A 16,677-nucleotide genomic window follows, 5' to 3' on the forward strand; every position below is an offset into this window, starting at 1 on the left:
GACCACGAAGGTCCCTCGGACGTTGGTCCGATGCATCCGATCGAAATCGTCGAAGTTCAGTTCTGCGACGGTGGAGAGAATCATGATTCCGGCTGCATGGACGACGACGTCGATGCCCCCGAACTCCTCCTCGACCGTATCGAACAGGGTCGCGACTTCACCTTCGTCGGCGACGTCCGCATGCACCGCGATGGCGCGACCGCCCGCTGCGACGATGGTGTCAACTGTTTCCTGGGCGCGTTGCAGGTTTCCTGAATAGTGCACGGCGACAGCCATTCCGTCGGCGGCGAGCTTCTCGGCAGTCTCTCGCCCGATGCCGCCGGAAGCTCCGGTGACGATGGCGACGCGGATGGTGGTGTCAGTCATGATGTAACTCCTGAACTGGTTTCGGGTGCATCGGACAGCTTGCGGAGCCACTCCCGTAGTAGGCCGACTTCGTTGGTGGAGAGGGAAGTTGAATCTGCGGAGGCGAGTTGAGCGTCGAGAGTGGATGCAACTCTGTTGAGGGAGGCGTCCGGGTGGGCGCCGGATTCGTCGATGATGGACGCGAAGATTCCGTCGCGAACTCGCTGTGACAGTGTCGGATCGGGGTACTGTTCCGGCCTTACGACGAGCATCAGAGCGACACCCGCATTGGCGGACATCACCATCTGTGTAGCCACGTCGACCGATACGGTCAGGGCGCCTGCCGCAGCGCATCGTTCGAGAACGGATCGAAGTAGCGCCTGGGCTTGCAAGGCGGTGTCGGCACTCTGGGCGGAAGGTGAGTGCATCAGTCGGTAATGAGCGGGATGTGCGAGCGCGAAGGCTGTATGCGCATCCCAGCCGGCCCGTAGATCGGCGACGGGGTCATCGGAAGGTGTCGCAGCGCGTTTGCCTTCGAGGTATTCGAAGAAACCTGCCTCGACGACGGCTGCGAGCAGTCCGTCCTTGTCGCCGAACTGACGGTAGAGCGCGGGGGCGCCGACGCCGGCCATCTCGCACACGGCACGGGTGGAGATGTCACCGTTGGGGGAGGTGTTGAGCAGCTCGGTCGCTGCGGCCAGAATCTTTGCTCTCGAACTCATGAAAACAACGCTAACACAAATGTGTAATCGTTGCTATCGCGGGTTTGGTCGTGCGAACGAACTACAGACACAGGCACCAGAACTTGATCAGATGAGTGAGCCGGTCCGGCCACGGTTCTGTGTGGAGTGACGGCTAGAGCCGTTCTGTTGTCACACTCTGAACGAAGGAATCCTGGTGATCGACTCGGAAACTACTGTTGCGCCGAATAATTCGCATTCTGGTTATCTGGGGTGGATTCTGCGGGTCATCAGTGTCGTGGCGTGTGTTGCGGTTGCAACGGTCGTTGCCTCGCTGACGCTCGGGCCGCCATTCGCACGGGCCTGGGCACAGTGGGTTGCTCGTCATCTAGGTGGGGACTTCGAGACGGGAGTCGTTGTCGGATTTGTGACTGGGCTTTTAGGCATTGCTGTGACTTTGTTCGCAGCGCTGATGAGTTCGTTGGCGTGGCGGCGCCGAGGTGGCCCGGCATTTTCGCTTGGTATCGGTGCTATTGCCTTGCTTGCCGTTCTTCCTGGCGCAGTGAATTTGAGTATCGCGGTCGGTGCAGCAGGATCCGGGGTAAGGGCGGCGGGGAGGATCCTCGACGTCGACGGGCCGGCGTTTCGTGGAGCCTGGGTAGCCGGATCAGTGGCGGGACTGTCGCTGTATATGGTCGGGGCGCTGCTGTTAGGGAGGAGCCTTCGTTCGGCATTCGGGCCTGTCAGGCAGGTGGTGTCGCCGCCGCCAGGGGTGGTCGGCGGTACGAATGCCTTGGCCATCGTCGCACTGGTACTTGGAATCTTCGGTGGGGTTCTTGCTATTCCCGTGGGCCATGTGTCGCTGAACCAGATTCGCCGTTCCGGCGAAAGTGGGCGCGGATTGGCAGTGGCCGGCCTCGTTCTCGGCTATCTGTCGCTGGTCGTCATCGTAGGTGTCGTACTAGTGGCTGTGCCCGCGGCCTTTCGATAATTTGGGTCGCGCGTCAGAGTTGGGTGGGCTGGAGTGGCTCGATGTCGTAGGCGCGGGGTCCGAACAGGCTCGCCGTCCGGGTGCGAATGGACGGAAGTGCTTCGTAGAGGCTCCCGCCGAGGCGGTGGAGGGAGTTGAACGATCGCGATTCCCAAACCGGAAACTCTCCGTCGGTGTCGCGTGATGCTGTGTCCCACAGGAGGGCGTCACCGTTTTCGCTCCATCCGAAAACCTGCAGCGAGTCGGGGAGTGACCAATCGCCGTCGGGTTCGATCATCCAATCGAACTCGTCATCCTGTCCTTCTGTGTAGACCGAATGAAGATGAGCGGTGAGGTTGCGGGCGCGCCCTTGCCAGCCGTCGGCAAATCCGGGAAGGACGGGCGGATAGATGAGCCAGAGTCCGAAGGTCCGCGCCCACCCTGCGTGCCGGATGAATGCGCGATATGAATCGGGGAAGCCCTGCCGGTCGGGAAATCGAAAAGAATCCAAAAAGGTTAAATCTATGTGTTGAAGCGTCGGTTGGCCTTTTACCGTCAGCGCGTTGGGTCCCGTGGCAAACACGTCATCAACACTAGCAATGCGAGTCCGTGGGGGATCTCGGACGGGAGGTCTTGGCTGGTTGTTCCCCGAGTTCGTCGGATCAAATACCTTCAATGACCCGCAAGATTCACCACCAATCGAATCACCAACTCGCCGTCCACCTCTCGGGTCCGTTTCTCGCAGATCACGTTCATCAATGCGGTGCCCTCATCGATGCCGAGTTGGTGTGTGAGTAGCGTGTCGATCGTGTCGTCGGCGCTCGTCAATGCAGCTGCAGCGGAGGCGAGTTGGTGGTTCGTGACTCCTCTGTTGCCCGTCAAGGCAACGCGCAGAGAGCCCCTGGTGAACGTCGTGATCGCGGGTGGTGTCGGTCCACCCGTGTTGGCCTGTCGCACCCCGGCGATGTCCACCCCGGGTAACAAATCGGACGTGGCCTTGGCCGGCACTCCACCAATCGGATGCACGGAGACAACTCGATCGCCGAGGCGTTCCAGAGCGGTGTCGATCGACGCTACTGTGCCGGCGCGGTGAGTCGCGACCAGCACGGCGACCGAGCCTGTGGTTTCGCGTACCCAGTTCTCGGTAGTGAGCGAGTTGACCACGGATGGAAAGTGATTTGTCGTCCACTCCATGCCGAGTTCGGTGCGGTGGACCATTACTACTCGGACGGTTGGGAAGAGAACGGAGGGTGCGAGGGCCGCAGCCAGATTTCCGATGAGACCGTCGCCGAAAATGAGCAGCGTCCCCGGTGACTCACGGGAGAGGCAGGAGAGCGCGTACCTGACGACGGCGTACGGTTCGACGAGAGTAGCGCGTGCGCTGGAAAGTTCCAGTGGCAACGGCGTGACCAACCCTCCACTCACCGCGGGCACGCCGATGATGACGCGTTGTTGAAACAACCCCTCGACGTTGTGGCCGAGAAGAAACGATGAATCATGCGGATGCGTCGGGTTGACCACGACTCGATCACCTACCTCGAAGCCGGTGACGCCGTCGCCCACTTCGACGACGCGGGTAGCGCCTTCGTGGCCGACGATGGGCGAGGGGTCGTCCCTGTCTCCGCGCACAATCTGAATGTCAGTCCCGCACAGGCTGACTTTCTCGGGGGCGACGAGAAGTTCGCCGGGTCCGGGAGTTGGAGTCGGCCGCTTTTCGACGCTCGACCGACTGCCCCTTCTCACGATTGCGCGATGGGTGAGTTGCGTTGTCATGAATCCTCTTTCACAGCTTGCTTACGCGGAGGCGACCGGCGGCAATATCGTCGGCACCGGACAGGGTGTCGATGTCGTGAGGACGGCACAGGTATATCGTCTTACGGATTCTCTCGGGAGTCAGTGACGTGTCCGCGTACGATCGCACCGAGGCGAGTTGGGAACAAAGTTCCCTCTCGTACATCTCGGACAGACCTTCGGCGAGCCCGCCACCGATCCCGATGCGATCCAGTCGTGGATCGAGGGCGATCATCGTTCTGACCAGCTCGGCGATCGGCTCGACGACCACGCTCAACAGAAGTGATGCACCAGGGGCGCCTGACGCGAGTGCTGGACCGAACGAATCTCTGTCATAGGGCAATTCGAGAGCCGAGGCGACAGCAGCCAACGCCGAGCCGGACGAGATCGCCGCGACATGTCCGATGCCTCCACATGCGCAGGGCAACTGTCGCACTGTATCCGGCCCCGACGTCACTGCACGAAGGTGGCCGACCTCACCTTGCAACCCCAATGCGTCCACTGGAATCACTCCCTCTCTTGCATCAGCTATCCGCAGTGCGATCCCGCTGCTGATGGTGAGGTAGGCGATGCGCCGATCGGTGGGACGTGTAAACCCACGAGCGAATGACGCCAACCCTGCCGTCACGTCGTTCACGAGTGTCCATCGAACGTCCGGGCGGTGGGATTCGAGGAGGCGCAGCAACGGAATCTCACCGGCAGGAGTGCCGCCCCACAATGGGCCGGATCCATGGGCGACGCCCTTCTGTTCGTCGAGCGCGGCCCCGCACGCCATGTTCACTGCGGCACCCGGCGGTAGATATCGATCCAGTGTCTCGATCAGCTCGCGCAGGAGTTGATCGGGAGTGGCAGACGGTTGTCGGAGCACGCTGGGCGATGGCAGCCGTTCGGTTCGCTCACCGCTGCGGATGCGTAGCCACGTACCTCCCAGATCGACCGATACGGTATCCGTCATAGTTCCGGTACCACGTCGATTACGAGCTCCGATCTCTCTCGGGAGAGTCGTAGTGAAGTAAAATTATTCACTCTCAAAAGGTTTCGTCCGGGCTCGGCTCCGATTGCAACGCATGATGCGCCGGAATCGGCCGCAGCAGCCATGCCGGCCGAGGAGTCTTCGAATACGGTGCAGGAGTCGGCGGAAACCTTCAAGCGCGCCGCCGCTGCAAGAAAGCCCTCGGGATCTGGCTTGCCGGCGCGCACGTCCTCAGCGCATACCGACGCGTGTGGAAGCGGGAGGCCCGCTTCAGTGAGCCTTCGCACCATCATCGATCGAGGGGCCGACGTGACAATCGCCCATTGCTCCCGGGGCACAGACGCCAGAAAGTCCTTGGCGCCGGCGATGGCGCGAACTGGATGCGAGTTCTGCTCTTCGCTTTGCCTGATCCAGTTCAGTTCGGATTCGACGTTTGCTCGATTACCGAGAACCCGAACGATGATGTCGGAAGCGATGCGGCCTGGAAGTGCCTGCGCTACCACCGCCCGATCAACGCCGTGCCGGTCCGCGAATTCGAACCAGACAGCCTCGATCGACGCCTGCGAATCGACGAGGGTTCCGTCCATGTCGAACAGCAGTGCCGAGGTCGAAATGGATTGTCGAATCAAGCTGGGCCGCAGAGTCATAAGACGGCCACCCGACTCATTTCCAAACTTTCGCCGGCAATGCGAATCAGATCGAGATCGTGGTCGGTTGAGCGGCGCAGTCGCTGGTCACCAGGATCGGTATCGAGCACAATCGTCTGTGCACCGATCTCAGACAGAAAATCGATGTCGGCACGTATCTGGTTGATGGTTCCGTACCCGAGTGGACGGTCTGGTGATTCGACAGATCTTTCGGTGGGGAGAAAGTAGATGCGGGGGACGAACTCACGCCCGGGGGCGAGTGAAGCGACTCCAGCGATGCATAGGCCCCGGGTAGGGTGCAATGGGTGCCATGCAGTGCCTAATCTGTTGGTTCGGTCGATCGCAGCGGGTCCGTTGCCGCCGATCCACAACGGAGGGTGTGGTTGCTGCAGCGGTAGAGGTCCGTTGTGCACGCGATGTGTTCCGGCCGAGCCCGGTGCGTCGTATGTCTCCGACGTCCACGCTGCGATCAGGGTTTCGAGAGTGGTATCCGTCAGTCGGCCTCGACGTGTGAACGGAACGCCGAGGACGTCGAAAGCCTGTGCAGTCCAGCCGACCCCGATGCCCACGATCAACCGTCCGCCGCTGAGTCGATCAATCGTCGCGGTCGCGTGGGCGAGGTGGGCCGGGTGTCGGTGACTGCCGATCAGCACGCCGCTGCCCAGGCGAATCGACTCGGTACCCGCTGCGAGCCAGGACAGCGTGGCCAGGCACTCGTAAAACGGAGCGGGAGAGCGGCGATTCGCGTCGTCGGTCAACACCACGTGATCCGAGAGTAGGACATTGTCGAATCCGGCAGCTTCCGCTGTCCGGGCCCACGCGAGAATCCCCTCGGGGTCGATCTGCGGCCCGAAGTTGGGGAGATTGATTCCGTACTTCACAGCGAACTCGGAATCAGTCGCGCGGCGCCCCCGTGGCGGAACGTCAGGAAGTTTCCCCCGTTGGCGGTCAAAGGGCGAGGGGCCTCCTGCCGGCCGATGTGGTGCTCGAACAACTCGATGTTCAAGTCGCCGACGGATACCATCGCCATCCGGGACGTTCCTTCGACGTCGAGATCGAACTGTGCCGTCATGAACCCGCGATCCGCTGCGATGTCGGTGCGGAGCACCTCGGTTCCCGAATGGGCGGTCACCAGACGCGCTATCGCGGCGTCGAGGTCCGGGACGCTGTAGCCCGTGTGATCCAAACCGCGGCAGGTCGGGAGAAGGGCTGACGCGATGTCCTCTCGTCTGTGGTGGAGTCGGGCCTGGGTCTCGTGGAAGTATCCCGGCTCCTCGGGCCACTGCTGAAGTTCGAAGAGATCGCCCCACGGCGACCGGAAGTACACCCACTTGTTGCCCGCAATCGGACCCTCGGGTACCTCGATCACGTCGCCGAGGACTGTCACGTCGCTTCGCGAATCAAGGTAGCTCACAGCGAGTTCGATATCGCCGACAGTGAAGCAGAGATGGTTGGTACCGATGTCGACCAACCGCGGTGGGGGTTGATGGGGCCAATCCGCTGATACGAAATCCACGACCCCCGACAATCCGATCGGTACGGAGACACGTCCGGGGTATCTTACGACGCGGTTCGCACCCAGGAGTGAAGCGAAGAAGTTGGCGGCGGCGTCCGCATCGGGAACGGTGACACCGACTGTGGACAAGGCATCTTCGACATTCGCGGTCACGGTCATGGGATCAGCAGTACCTTTCCTCGGGTTCCGCCCGCGGCCAGCAGAGCGTGGGCTTGGGGTGCTTCGTCGAACCGGAATGTTCGGGCGACAGGGACGGTGACCGAACCGGTCGATACCAGTTCGGCGAATGATTCGAGGCCCGAGCCGTCCTCGTCGACATAGCTTTTCGCCGGTGTGATTCCACGTTGCGGTGCGGGTTGCTCGTTGTCGTCGATGGAGATGAAGGCGCCGTCGTCTCGCACACTGTCGACGGATTCGGCAATACCCGCCGTGTCGACGATGGCGTCGTACTCCTTCTGCGGCAGGTCGACGGGACTCGCTATGACCCGGCTGAGGCTGAGGGCCAAGAGTTCGTCAGTGTCGCTCTCGCGAGCGAGGGCTTCGACGCGGTGTCCCCGCGAGATCAGCAGCGCCGACGCTATTCGGCCCACCGCGCCGGCAGCACCGGTCACCAACACCGTGGATTCTGGTGCAAGGTCGAGTTTCTCGAGGCATTGCACAGCGGTGAGCGCTGCGAGTGGGATCGCAGCAGCGTGCTCGAGGGTGACGTTCGACGGAGCGGGTGCGAACAAGGACTGGTCGGCGGTGACGCGTTCGGCATAGGTTCCGTAGCGGTGTGCCGGTTGCGCGATCATTCCGATGACGCGGTCTCCTGGCGTGAAGCGTGTTACCGCGGATCCGACTGCGATAACAGTTCCGGAGACGTCCCATCCCAATACGGCTGGGAAGTGCAACTCGATGGGCAAGAACCCCGAACGGGTCTTCAGATCGACAGGGTTGACGGCAGCGGCTGCAACGGAAACAGTGACGTCTCCGGGGCCGGATGTCGGCTCGTCAACCTCGGTGAGAGTGAGAACGCTTGGGTCGCCGGTGGCTTCGATTGCGATGGCTTTCATGCGATTCCTTTCATGAGACCTTGCGTTGGAGAATGATCGACGGCGTAGCGGGCATTCGCTTCGGCTGCAGTCAGAACCAGTCCGCCGTCGACGGTAACGGTGGTCCCCGTGAGATAGCTCGAACCGGACCCGGCGAGGAACGCCGCGGCTGCTGCGACCTCGTGCACACCGGCCGGACGCCCCAACGGGATAGCGGGGCGATCGATGTCCGCATACGAGGATTCGTCATCGATGCCGTTCATCGCGGTGGCGGTTTCTCCCGGTGCGACGGAATTGACGCGCACTCCGTGGGGCGCGAATTCGAGGGCGAGGACACGACTCGACGCCGCCAATGCGGCCTTGCTGGCGCAGTAGATTGCACCGCCGGTGATGGGGACCGTGTCATGGATCGATGTGATGTTGACGATCGATCCTGCGATACCTCGCGCGATCATCCGGCGCCCCACCGACGAGGCCAACGCAAGTGGGGTGATCGAATTGACGGCCATGACCTCGCGCATTCGATCGATGGCGAGTGCATCTGCGGGTGATCGATCGTTGATTCCGGCATTGTTTACCAGGCAGTGGATCTCACCCAGTTCATCTGTGCATCTCAGAACGGCGTCGACTGTCGATTCGGCATTGCGCAGGTCCAGTTGCAGGGGAACGACGTCGATGCGGAACTGCGCATTTAGTTCGCTCACCAACCGTGCGATGCGATCGAGACCATTGCCGTATCCGAGGACGAGGTTGTGACCCTCTTTCGCAAGCGCGAGCGCGATTGCCCGGCCGATACCACTACTCGCTCCGGTTATCACTGAGTATTCGAGCTCACTCAACAGAGATCACCACCTTCGGCCGTGTCCTGTGGCCTTCGAGACGATCGAATGCGGACTGTGCTTCGGTCAGAGGAACCACACTGTCGATCAATGCGGTCAATGCCGGGCGAATCAGCGGGAACAGTTCCGCGGCTCGGCGGTAGTGATCTACCCCGTGACGTACTCCGATGATCGAAATGCCGGCCAGCGCAACCGCTCCGGGATCGATCGATTCCGTGTGCGCCGCGACGCCTACGAGGATGCACTTGCCTCCCGGACGGAGAACGCCTACGGCGGTACCCAGCGCACCGGCGCCGCCAGACGCCTCCACGACCACGTCGTACTGCCCGGTCAGGTGTGTGGCATCGGTGAAACTGTGTGTGACGGTGCCGGAGTCGAGGTGTTCGATCGACCGGGGTTCGAGAACGTCGACGGTGATCGGGTATCGACTCAGCATGGCGATGGACAAGCTGCCGATCGTGCCCGCGCCGACGACGAGAACCCGATCACCCGGCGACACCGAAGCAGCGTCGAGCGCCTCGAGCACCGTCACGAGCGGCTCGATGAGAACGTGCTCCGGTTCGACTGTGACGCGACCGAGTGAAACGACCGTGCGCCGCGGCATGCGGAGGAATTCGGCTGCGGCACCAGGATGTTCGTATAGCCCGACCTCACGCAGATCGGAGCATTGGTTGCGTCGTCCGGCCCCGCAGGCCGAACACGCCTGGCAGAAAATCATCGTGCTCCCGGTGACTACGTCACCCGCCGACAGATCGTGAATATTCGGGCCGGTCTGCTCTACGGTGCCCACCCATTCGTGCCCGAAGTGATGCGGAAACGACGTAAGGCCATCAGTGAGGTATGACGACGTGCCGTGCAACAACTCCAGATCCGTACCGCACAGACCGACATAGGCAACCTTGACGACGACATCGTCAGGCCCGCAGTTGGGACGGTCGATCGTCACGATCGACACGGAACGGGGAGCGTCGATCATCGCAGCTCTCATGGCTTTCACGTCACGCTCCGAGCAGTGCGCCGACTGACGAACAGCAGCAGTACTGCGCCCGCCGCGAGGACTGCCCCGATAGCAGGCAGGACTGCAACGCTGTTGCCGCCGGACAGAGCGATCGAGCCGATCCACGCGCCGGCAGCATTCGCAAGTTGGAATCCTGCAATGTTGACCGTGGCAGCAAGGTGCGGGGCTTCGCTTGCAGCACCGATGAGTTTCGAGGCGAGCGGCGGAATAATGGAAAAACCGGTAGCACCGAGTACGAACATCCAGGCGAAGGCAAACCAAGACGTTCCGCCGAAGACGAAGAGAGCGAGAAGTGCCAACGCGAGCGCGGTCAACGCGATGTACAGCGTTTTGTCCAGGTCCTTGTCTGCGTAGTAACCACCGAGTTGATTGCCGACAACAGACCCGACGCCGAATACGAACAACACCACCGTCACCGTCGACACCGAGATGCCGGCATGCTCGGTGAGATACGGCGAGATGTAGGTGAACACCACGAAAAGCGCTGCCTGACTGAGAGCGGTCAGCCCGATCGCCCACAGAACTGGGCCCCGGGTGAACACCCGTAGCTCTGAGCTGACGTTGCCGGTCTGGTGCGAGGGAGCGGCGTTGCGCGTCGAGGCGATCAGCGCAGCGGTGACCAGCAGTTGGAAAACGGCGATGATCGCAAAAGACCAGCGCCAACCCAGTTGTGTACCGATGAGAGTTCCCAAGGGGACGCCGAGGACCGTCGCCAGGTTCAGTCCGAGGGTGACGCGGGCGATCACACGCCCTTGGAATTCAGGCGCCACCAACGACGTCGCCAGCACCAGGCACAGAGCGAAGAACGTCGCGTGTGGCAGAGCAGTGATGATCCGAAATATCACCATGGTTGCGAAGTTCGGTGCCAGCGCAGTTCCGATGTTGCCGATGACGAAGAGAGCCATCAGAGCCGCGATGAGAGGTGTCCGCGGCACCCTGGTGGTAGCGATCGTCAGTAGAGGGCCACCGATGACCACTGTGACGGCATAGATGGTGACGAGCAGTCCGGCTGTGGAGGTGCTGACCCCGAGGTCGGTGGAGATGTCCGGAAGTACGCCGGCCACAAGGTATTCGACAGTGCCGACGCCGAACACTGCCAGGAGCATCCAGATTATTGCGGCATTCGCGTTGGTAGAGCGAGCCGTTGTCGTCAATTCGTGCGGAGTTTCGACCACCATGGCCTATCCCTTCTCGTATCCGGTGTATTCGACGACTGCGCATCCCCATGTGAACCCGACGCCGATGCCGGTGAGCATGATCCGGTCTCCAGGGTGCAGGGCCTTGCTGCGGCGGAGCAGGTCGAGGCCCAGTAGTGGGTCGGCAGCACCGGTGTGGCCGATGGTTCTGCCGAGTTCGACCAAGGTCTGCTCGGCGCGGATCTTCAGCGGCTCGAAACATTGTTTGCGGAGTAGGACGTTGCCGAAATTCGGTACGATCCAGGTGGCGATGTCACCGTGATGAGTGGCGGCATCACCCAAAGCTGTTTCAGCGCATCGAGACAGAGCGGCCGCGTTGCGTGACCAGAACTCGTCGATGGAGTGAGTCTCGGTGAAGCCCCCCACCCGTGCTCGGAGATCGATCGGGTCGGCGGTGCCGTAGACAGGCATGCTTGTGCGCTCGTGCCCGCGGTGCATCTGCTCGAGGTGTGCATCAGTGACTACGGAAGTCGAAAGAATACGAAAGGGACCCGGATCCGGGCCGATGACAGCAGCGGCCGCGCCGTCTCCGTAGGCGAGACCGCTGTCGGAATTCCACCGGTCGAACAGGGGGAGACGCCAAGCGTCGGATGCAGTTACCAGGCCTTTGCCGTGTCCGTCGAACCAGCGGCCGATCAGTTCGATTCCGACGATTGCTCCGGCGCAGGCTGTTCGGATCTCGATCGGCAGGCAGTCGTCGATGCCAAGTTCGTTCTGAATGTAGGCGCCGCAGTTCCACGCCTCCAGGCCGTTGTGCAGAACCACTGCATGCACGAGTAGGTCGATTTCGTTGCTGCTGATTCCGCTGTCGGCCAACGCAGCTCTGCCTGCGAAGACTGCCATCTCCGGCGCGGATTCGCCGATATCAGGGTCCGACACTGCAACCGAAGTCTGTCCGGTCTTCTGCTGTTCGACGGGATCGAACCGTCCTTCGGTCACCATGTCGGAGGCTTGTTCCCGCCTGTCCGGTAGGTATGAGCCGAAGCCTTCGATGTAGAGGCCGCCCCACCTCATGACGCGACCTTCGTCACCGACGTCTCACGGACGCGTAGCTCGTCGCTCTTCCTGTTCAAAAGGGCGGAGGCAGAGTTGATTCCGTCGATCGTGACATCATTGACGAAGTGGTGTCCACCGATCCCGACCGGCAAAGGCAGCCGTTGCCGCCCGTCCCGATGACGCACTGTGTCGGCCAATGCGGCGCCGAGGACGCCCGGTGTGGACAAGACGTCGTTCCAGGTGGGAAGGCCGAGGCGCCTCATTACAGTCAGGACGCGATCAAGTTCAGCTTCACTGATACTTCCCCGCAAATAACCCAGTGCAGACGTCAATGCCATGTCGACAGCTACGGCTTCACCGTGCAGAAGTTCCGGTAGTGCTTCCATCTCGAGCGTGGGCGAGAATGTGTGGCCGTAGTCGACGCAGCGTTCGAGGCAGGATTCCCACAGATTGGGCTGCAGTTCCTCGAGCATCAGGTGGATCGACTCGGCGATGACTTGTGTTGCTGCTGTGTCGAGTTCGTCGGAAGAGCCCTGAAACCTGTCATCGATCAATCGTTCCCCGAAGATTTCCAGCAGTTCGAAGAGGTCGAGGGATTTGATCAAGGCCATCTTGAGTATCTCGGCAAGGCCGTTGGACAAGTGTCGGTTGTCGAGGGTACGCAGGAATGCTCGGTCGACAAAAGTTGCCAGGGCCGGTGCATACGTCCCCAGTCGATTCTTGCCCATGCCGTAGTTGACTCCGGTCTTGACGCCGACCCCGGCGTCGACGAGGCCGATCAGTGTGGTGGGGACCCGGATGTACGGCGTTCCGCGGCGGTAGACGCTCGCGGCGAAACCGACAATGTCGAGTAGAACACCCACGCCGATCGCGATTACCGGCTCCCTGCGTCGGTCGATGCCGAATCCGTTCATCGCGTCGACCACCCGCACCGCAGAACCCCACTCTTTGACCGTCTCGTCGGCTCGCATCGGTACGAAGGATGCTCGTATTCCGTGGTGTTCGAAGTAGCCTCGAATTCTATCCCCGTGAATTCGGTCGACGTTCGCGTCGATGATGATCAAGCGTCGGTCTCCGCGGTGTAGCGACGCTGCGCTGCACCCGTCGAGTAGTCGAGTGCTGTCCTTGGCGAACAGATTTCGTGCGGCAATCACGTGATACTCGACCTGTTTGACCGCTTCGACCTTCCATGTCGAATCGGTGGCCGCGCTGTGGCTGAGACCCAGTTTGAATGAAGCGGCACTACGCATGTCGATCCCCCTAGACGGTGTGAAAGAGCGTTCGCGAGCTGTGTCAGCAGTACGGCGGTACTTCAGTGAACGAAATGAACTTTCGAGGAGAACAGTAGGACATTCGCATAGTGATCGCTACAAGAGTAGAATAGATCACATTTGGATCGGTAGATGCTGCGGAATTGGGAGGTTGCATGGCCGGGGTGCCGGGACAAGGGCGGAAGTTCGACGTAGACGCGGCCTTGGACAAGGCGATGTATGCCTTCTGGGAGCACGGCTACGAGGGGACATCCGTTGCCATGTTGACTGCTGCGATGCAGATAAATCCACCGAGTCTCTACAGTGCTTTCGGCGGCAAGGAAGGAGTGTTCTTTGCCGCCGTCGATCACTACAACGCGACTCGCGGCGACTTCATGGACCGGGCGTTCGCCGAAGAGCGCGAGGCATCCGAATTGATTCGCCGCCTCTTGAACGACGCGGCGTCCCATTACACCGACGAGTCTTGTCCGGGTGGTTGTCTGATCATCAGCGCGGCGGTCAGCGTGACCGACGCCAACAGTCACATAGCAAACCGATTGCGCGACATGCGAAATGCCAACGTGGTGTTGCTGTCGCAGAGGATCGCAGCCGATATCGCCAACGGACTCATGCCCGCTGACTGCGATCCCGAGGACCTTGCCGAGTTCATCGGTGTAGTCATCCAAGGCATGTCTCAGCGCGCCCGAGACGGTGCAACACAGAGGCAATTGGAACTCGTAGCGAACAGGTCTTTCGACTCGCTGAACTTCTCGAAAGACCTCATCGGCTGAACAGATTTCAGTTGACGGTCGGGGGTCGAGCTGGATTGGGCGATGGAGAGCATCGAGGTCGGTCCTAGTGACCTTCTATCCCAATGTAATTCGTCACTGACCGTGATGGCTGTCGGTTCGTTGGAGGAAGGGGCGGGGCCAGGCGCCGAGTGCGAGAACGGCGAGGATCGTCTGGACTAGTCCGGTGGTGAAGAAGATGCCCTGCAGCGGCGACCAGGCGAGAACGATGGCGATCTCGACGAAGATCCAGATCATCATGGTCAGGCCGGCGGCCGCGTGCAGGCCCCACGTCAGACGGAACCTGTTGTGCTGAGCGAAGAGCGCGGCGGCCTGGATGCCTCCGACGACAACGCCGAGGAGGATTCCGGGCAAGAAATATGAAGGGAAGACGGTTCCCTCGATCCACTCCGGAGGCAGGCCCATCCCGCCGCCGATCGTCAGGCCCGCCATTCCTACGAGCGCAGAGAGCAGGTTGAGCCACGCGATGGCGGACAGACCGATCCGGAGACCCCGTGGAGGGAGCGATGTGGACGTCATGCCTGACAACGATAGAGAGGGTCAGTCGAGCCCGTCCATGTTCCTGCGCGTCGCCGCGCTGGCAGCGTCGGCATCACCCGCGACGATTGCTTCCACCAGATCTCGGTGGGCAGCGGCTTCGTCGTCGATGGATTGGGGGTTTCGTGCCGTGACGTCGGTGATCACGTCCAGGGCCGAGTTGCGGAGCGTTTCGATGAATGAATCGAACACCATCGACAACACGCTGTTGTGCGCAGCATTCACCACGGCGCGATGTAGTTCCATGTCAGCGTCGACAAATTCTGTTGGTGTCGAAGCATTTTCACGGGCTGCGAGTGCTGCCCGTAACAGGTCGACGTCGGCAGAGGTCCGACGCATGGCAGCCAGGCGGCCCGCTTCCACTTCCAGAAGTCGGCGTACTTCGTAGACTTCGCGGCGGTCCGAGCGTTTGAGTTCTCGCTCGAGTTCTGTGACCGGAGTCGAGGACATGACGTAGGTGCCGGATCCTTGATGAGAGTAGAGCTGTCCCGACGCGATCAGTGCACGCACGGCTTCCCTGCCGGTCGAACGCCCGACTCCGAGGAGCGTGCTCAGATCCTGCTCGTTCGGGATTTTCGTCCCGACCGGCCACTCGCCGTCGCCGATGAGGCGCGCAAGTTCGTCTGCGGCTTTCTGTACCAGTGACTGCTGCTTGACCTGGCGCACTGCCATGTGTCTGCTCCTGACTGACTCGGTGAACCGCCGTGGAGCGGCCCACCGAGTGACACTTCATGTCCTCCGATGAATCTTCAGACTACGGTGCAGTCTGTCGGGTTATCGAAGGGCGATGACGTCCAGTTCGCGCTCCGTCTCGTCTTCCGGGTCGAGGCGTCGATCGCGCAAGGTGAATGCGATGACGGCTCCGACCAACAGCACTGCAGTTGTCGCCCCGATCGCCATGCGCGGTCCGAAGTGATCTGCCAGGTAACCGAACAGCGGAGAGGCGATGCCTCCCACTGACATTGCGAGTCCGAGGGTCACCCCACTTGCCGTGCCCGGGCGGTTCGGTAGGTAGTCCTGCGCCAGCGTCACCTGTGGCGCGAAGGGCAAGAACATCGCGAATCCGAGACACACGATTCCTAGTTCGGCAGTTGCCACGTTCGGAGCCGCGGCGAGCAATGCCAGTGAAGGTACCGCAAGCAGGTAACCGAGTCGGATGGATGCACGTCGACCACGACGGTCCGCGAGGGCTCCGCCCAGTAGCGTGCCGGCCGCTCCCGCCAAGGTGAAGGAGGACAACACGATTGCTGCACTCGAGGACGATCCGTTCAGTCCGTTGAGTACGTACGGTGAGACCAACGACAGCGTGGTCACATATGGAATTGACCAACACACCGTTACCAGCACGAGTCGGGTGAACGAGCGCCAATCATCTGGCACGGGACCGTTCGCGGCTAGCTGCGAACTCAACGACTGGGCTGATTCGGCGTCCGTGCCCGTGCCGGCCGATCGTGATTGGGCGACGATCCACCAAATAGCCGCTACCACTGCAGGAACTGCGAGCAGGTAGCCGCCGGACAATCCGAGCGAACCGACCACGAGCGTGACGAACGGTGGCGCCAGTGAGGCTCCCAACGTGCCGCCCACGGAGAACACGCTCATGGCCTTCTGCGAGTGACCTCCAGCTGCGCGTGCCAAATTTGTGGCGGGCGGATGGTATGCGGCAATGCCGATGCCGGCCAAAGCAATTGCCAGCCAAGTGACGATGTAGGTGGTGCTCATCGCGGCCACGACAATTCCCGTTGCGGCCGTCACAAAACCTGTGGGTACCAGCCAATTCCGGCTCTTTCGATCGACCAGCATGCCGAATGCGGGTTGCACGACACTGGATAGTCCGGTCGCGGCGAGCGTGATTCCGGCAACCGCGGAGTAGGAATATCCGCGTTCCAGCATCATGAACGGCAACAGTGCAGGTACAGCCCCCTGGTACAGATCGTTCACGACGTGTGTGCCGGTGAGAAACGCAACTTGCCCCTTCTTCATCTCCTTGGGCATCCCTTCGTTCAGGTCTTCAAGTCCTCAGGTCCTCTGAGGACTTGAAACCTACATGAACCCACGGACGCACGGTTGTGTTGG

At 61.4% G+C, this 16,677-nt stretch carries 19 protein-coding genes; 2 read left to right on the forward strand and 17 right to left on the reverse strand.

The genetic code is table 11. The features are described 5' to 3' along the window. Nucleotides 1-366 (reverse strand): SDR family NAD(P)-dependent oxidoreductase (locus AC1DVN_RS13335; protein WP_477993903.1); only part of this gene is annotated, 366 nt, incomplete at its 3' end. After that, a complete protein-coding gene (locus AC1DVN_RS13340) occupies nt 363-1,067 on the reverse strand; it encodes a TetR/AcrR family transcriptional regulator (RefSeq protein ID WP_021345789.1) in 705 nt (234 codons plus the stop codon). The genes AC1DVN_RS13340 and AC1DVN_RS13335, both read right to left, overlap by 4 nt. 175 nt (nt 1,068-1,242) lie before the next feature. Between AC1DVN_RS13340 and AC1DVN_RS13345 the strand changes: the two genes are divergently transcribed. Continuing rightward, a complete protein-coding gene (locus AC1DVN_RS13345) occupies nt 1,243-2,016 on the forward strand; it encodes a DUF4190 domain-containing protein (RefSeq protein WP_070795555.1) in 774 nt (257 codons plus the stop codon). A gap of 13 nt (nt 2,017-2,029) precedes the next feature. Here the strand turns inward: AC1DVN_RS13345 and AC1DVN_RS13350 are convergent, their stop codons facing one another. The 12 genes from AC1DVN_RS13350 to AC1DVN_RS13405 form a co-directional block, all read right to left on the reverse strand. Then, entirely contained in the window at nt 2,030-2,506 is a 477-nt protein-coding gene (locus AC1DVN_RS13350; protein WP_024487502.1) for an SMI1/KNR4 family protein, read from the reverse strand. Nucleotides 2,507-2,667: 161 nt separating this feature from the next. Further along, entirely contained in the window at nt 2,668-3,768 is a 1,101-nt protein-coding gene (locus AC1DVN_RS13355; protein WP_477993904.1) for an alcohol dehydrogenase catalytic domain-containing protein, read from the reverse strand. Nucleotides 3,769-3,778: 10 nt separating this feature from the next. Continuing rightward, complete coding sequence (locus AC1DVN_RS13360; protein WP_477993905.1) at nt 3,779-4,741, reverse strand: ROK family protein; 963 nt, start codon at nt 4,739-4,741, stop codon at nt 3,779-3,781. Then, on the reverse strand, nt 4,738-5,406 hold the full coding sequence (locus AC1DVN_RS13365; RefSeq protein ID WP_019745659.1) for an HAD-IA family hydrolase: 669 nt from the start codon (nt 5,404-5,406) through the stop codon (nt 4,738-4,740). The genes AC1DVN_RS13360 and AC1DVN_RS13365 overlap by 4 nt, the downstream gene beginning before the upstream one ends. Further along, the gene (locus AC1DVN_RS13370; protein WP_134998929.1) at nt 5,403-6,287 is read right to left on the reverse strand and encodes a TIGR03619 family F420-dependent LLM class oxidoreductase; all 885 of its coding nucleotides are present in this window, start codon (nt 6,285-6,287) and stop codon (nt 5,403-5,405) included. Before AC1DVN_RS13370 ends, AC1DVN_RS13365 begins: the two co-directional genes overlap by 4 nt. Then, entirely contained in the window at nt 6,284-7,081 is a 798-nt protein-coding gene (locus AC1DVN_RS13375) for a VOC family protein (protein WP_019745657.1), read from the reverse strand. Before AC1DVN_RS13375 ends, AC1DVN_RS13370 begins: the two co-directional genes overlap by 4 nt. Next, nucleotides 7,078-7,977, reverse strand: coding sequence for an NADP-dependent oxidoreductase (locus AC1DVN_RS13380; protein WP_020909402.1), 900 nt, complete (start codon nt 7,975-7,977; stop codon nt 7,078-7,080). Before AC1DVN_RS13380 ends, AC1DVN_RS13375 begins: the two co-directional genes overlap by 4 nt. Continuing rightward, the gene (locus AC1DVN_RS13385) at nt 7,974-8,795 is read right to left on the reverse strand and encodes an SDR family oxidoreductase (RefSeq protein ID WP_134998928.1); all 822 of its coding nucleotides are present in this window, start codon (nt 8,793-8,795) and stop codon (nt 7,974-7,976) included. The genes AC1DVN_RS13380 and AC1DVN_RS13385 overlap by 4 nt, the downstream gene beginning before the upstream one ends. Continuing rightward, nucleotides 8,788-9,783 (reverse strand): zinc-dependent alcohol dehydrogenase, encoded by a 996-nt coding sequence (locus AC1DVN_RS13390; protein ID WP_020909399.1) that lies wholly within the window; start codon nt 9,781-9,783, stop codon nt 8,788-8,790. The genes AC1DVN_RS13385 and AC1DVN_RS13390 overlap by 8 nt, the downstream gene beginning before the upstream one ends. Nucleotides 9,784-9,788: 5 nt before the next feature. Continuing rightward, on the reverse strand, nt 9,789-10,991 hold the full coding sequence (locus AC1DVN_RS13395; protein ID WP_020971053.1) for an MFS transporter: 1,203 nt from the start codon (nt 10,989-10,991) through the stop codon (nt 9,789-9,791). Nucleotides 10,992-10,994: 3 nt separating this feature from the next. Then, nucleotides 10,995-12,023, reverse strand: coding sequence for a 3-oxoacyl-ACP synthase III family protein (locus tag AC1DVN_RS13400; protein ID WP_020971052.1), 1,029 nt, complete (start codon nt 12,021-12,023; stop codon nt 10,995-10,997). After that, a complete protein-coding gene (locus AC1DVN_RS13405) occupies nt 12,020-13,255 on the reverse strand; it encodes a sedoheptulose 7-phosphate cyclase (RefSeq protein WP_477993906.1) in 1,236 nt (411 codons plus the stop codon). The genes AC1DVN_RS13400 and AC1DVN_RS13405 overlap by 4 nt, the downstream gene beginning before the upstream one ends. A gap of 176 nt (nt 13,256-13,431) precedes the next feature. Here AC1DVN_RS13405 and AC1DVN_RS13410 point away from each other — a divergent pair, with 176 nt between their 5' ends. Next, the gene (locus AC1DVN_RS13410; protein WP_019745650.1) at nt 13,432-14,046 is read left to right on the forward strand and encodes a TetR/AcrR family transcriptional regulator; all 615 of its coding nucleotides are present in this window, start codon (nt 13,432-13,434) and stop codon (nt 14,044-14,046) included. A gap of 93 nt (nt 14,047-14,139) precedes the next feature. Here AC1DVN_RS13410 and AC1DVN_RS13415 read toward each other — a convergent pair whose 3' ends face one another. From AC1DVN_RS13415 to AC1DVN_RS13425, 3 genes are all read right to left on the reverse strand, one after another. Then, the gene (locus AC1DVN_RS13415) at nt 14,140-14,583 is read right to left on the reverse strand and encodes a hypothetical protein (RefSeq protein WP_019745649.1); all 444 of its coding nucleotides are present in this window, start codon (nt 14,581-14,583) and stop codon (nt 14,140-14,142) included. 21 nt (nt 14,584-14,604) lie between these two features. Continuing rightward, nucleotides 14,605-15,273 carry a FadR/GntR family transcriptional regulator gene (locus AC1DVN_RS13420; RefSeq protein WP_019745648.1) on the reverse strand — a complete coding sequence of 223 codons (669 nt, stop codon included), beginning with the start codon at nt 15,271-15,273 and terminating at the stop codon, nt 14,605-14,607. Nucleotides 15,274-15,375: 102 nt separating this feature from the next. Continuing rightward, nucleotides 15,376-16,584, reverse strand: coding sequence for an MFS transporter (locus AC1DVN_RS13425; protein WP_400818346.1), 1,209 nt, complete (start codon nt 16,582-16,584; stop codon nt 15,376-15,378). Nucleotides 16,585-16,677: the final 93 nt, after the last annotated feature.

The organism is Rhodococcus sp. P4_E4, assembly GCF_056401575.1.

Coding starts and splice junctions, on each gene's coding strand:
- AC1DVN_RS13340 (WP_021345789.1), bottom strand. CDS start 1,067: ATGAGTTCGAGAGCAAAGATTCTGGCCGCAGCGACCGAGCTGCTCAAC.
- AC1DVN_RS13355 (WP_477993904.1), bottom strand. CDS start 3,768: ATGACAACGCAACTCACCCATCGCGCAATCGTGAGAAGGGGCAGTCGG.
- AC1DVN_RS13360 (WP_477993905.1), bottom strand. CDS start 4,741: ATGACGGATACCGTATCGGTCGATCTGGGAGGTACGTGGCTACGCATC.
- AC1DVN_RS13365 (WP_019745659.1), bottom strand. CDS start 5,406: ATGACTCTGCGGCCCAGCTTGATTCGACAATCCATTTCGACCTCGGCA.
- AC1DVN_RS13375 (WP_019745657.1), bottom strand. CDS start 7,081: ATGACCGTGACCGCGAATGTCGAAGATGCCTTGTCCACAGTCGGTGTC.
- AC1DVN_RS13380 (WP_020909402.1), bottom strand. CDS start 7,977: ATGAAAGCCATCGCAATCGAAGCCACCGGCGACCCAAGCGTTCTCACT.
- AC1DVN_RS13390 (WP_020909399.1), bottom strand. CDS start 9,783: ATGAGAGCTGCGATGATCGACGCTCCCCGTTCCGTGTCGATCGTGACG.
- AC1DVN_RS13395 (WP_020971053.1), bottom strand. CDS start 10,991: ATGGTGGTCGAAACTCCGCACGAATTGACGACAACGGCTCGCTCTACC.
- AC1DVN_RS13400 (WP_020971052.1), bottom strand. CDS start 12,023: ATGAGGTGGGGCGGCCTCTACATCGAAGGCTTCGGCTCATACCTACCG.
- AC1DVN_RS13405 (WP_477993906.1), bottom strand. CDS start 13,255: ATGCGTAGTGCCGCTTCATTCAAACTGGGTCTCAGCCACAGCGCGGCC.
- AC1DVN_RS13410 (WP_019745650.1), top strand. CDS start 13,432: ATGGCCGGGGTGCCGGGACAAGGGCGGAAGTTCGACGTAGACGCGGCC.
- AC1DVN_RS13415 (WP_019745649.1), bottom strand. CDS start 14,583: ATGACGTCCACATCGCTCCCTCCACGGGGTCTCCGGATCGGTCTGTCC.
- AC1DVN_RS13420 (WP_019745648.1), bottom strand. CDS start 15,273: ATGGCAGTGCGCCAGGTCAAGCAGCAGTCACTGGTACAGAAAGCCGCA.
- AC1DVN_RS13425 (WP_400818346.1), bottom strand. CDS start 16,584: ATGAAGAAGGGGCAAGTTGCGTTTCTCACCGGCACACACGTCGTGAAC.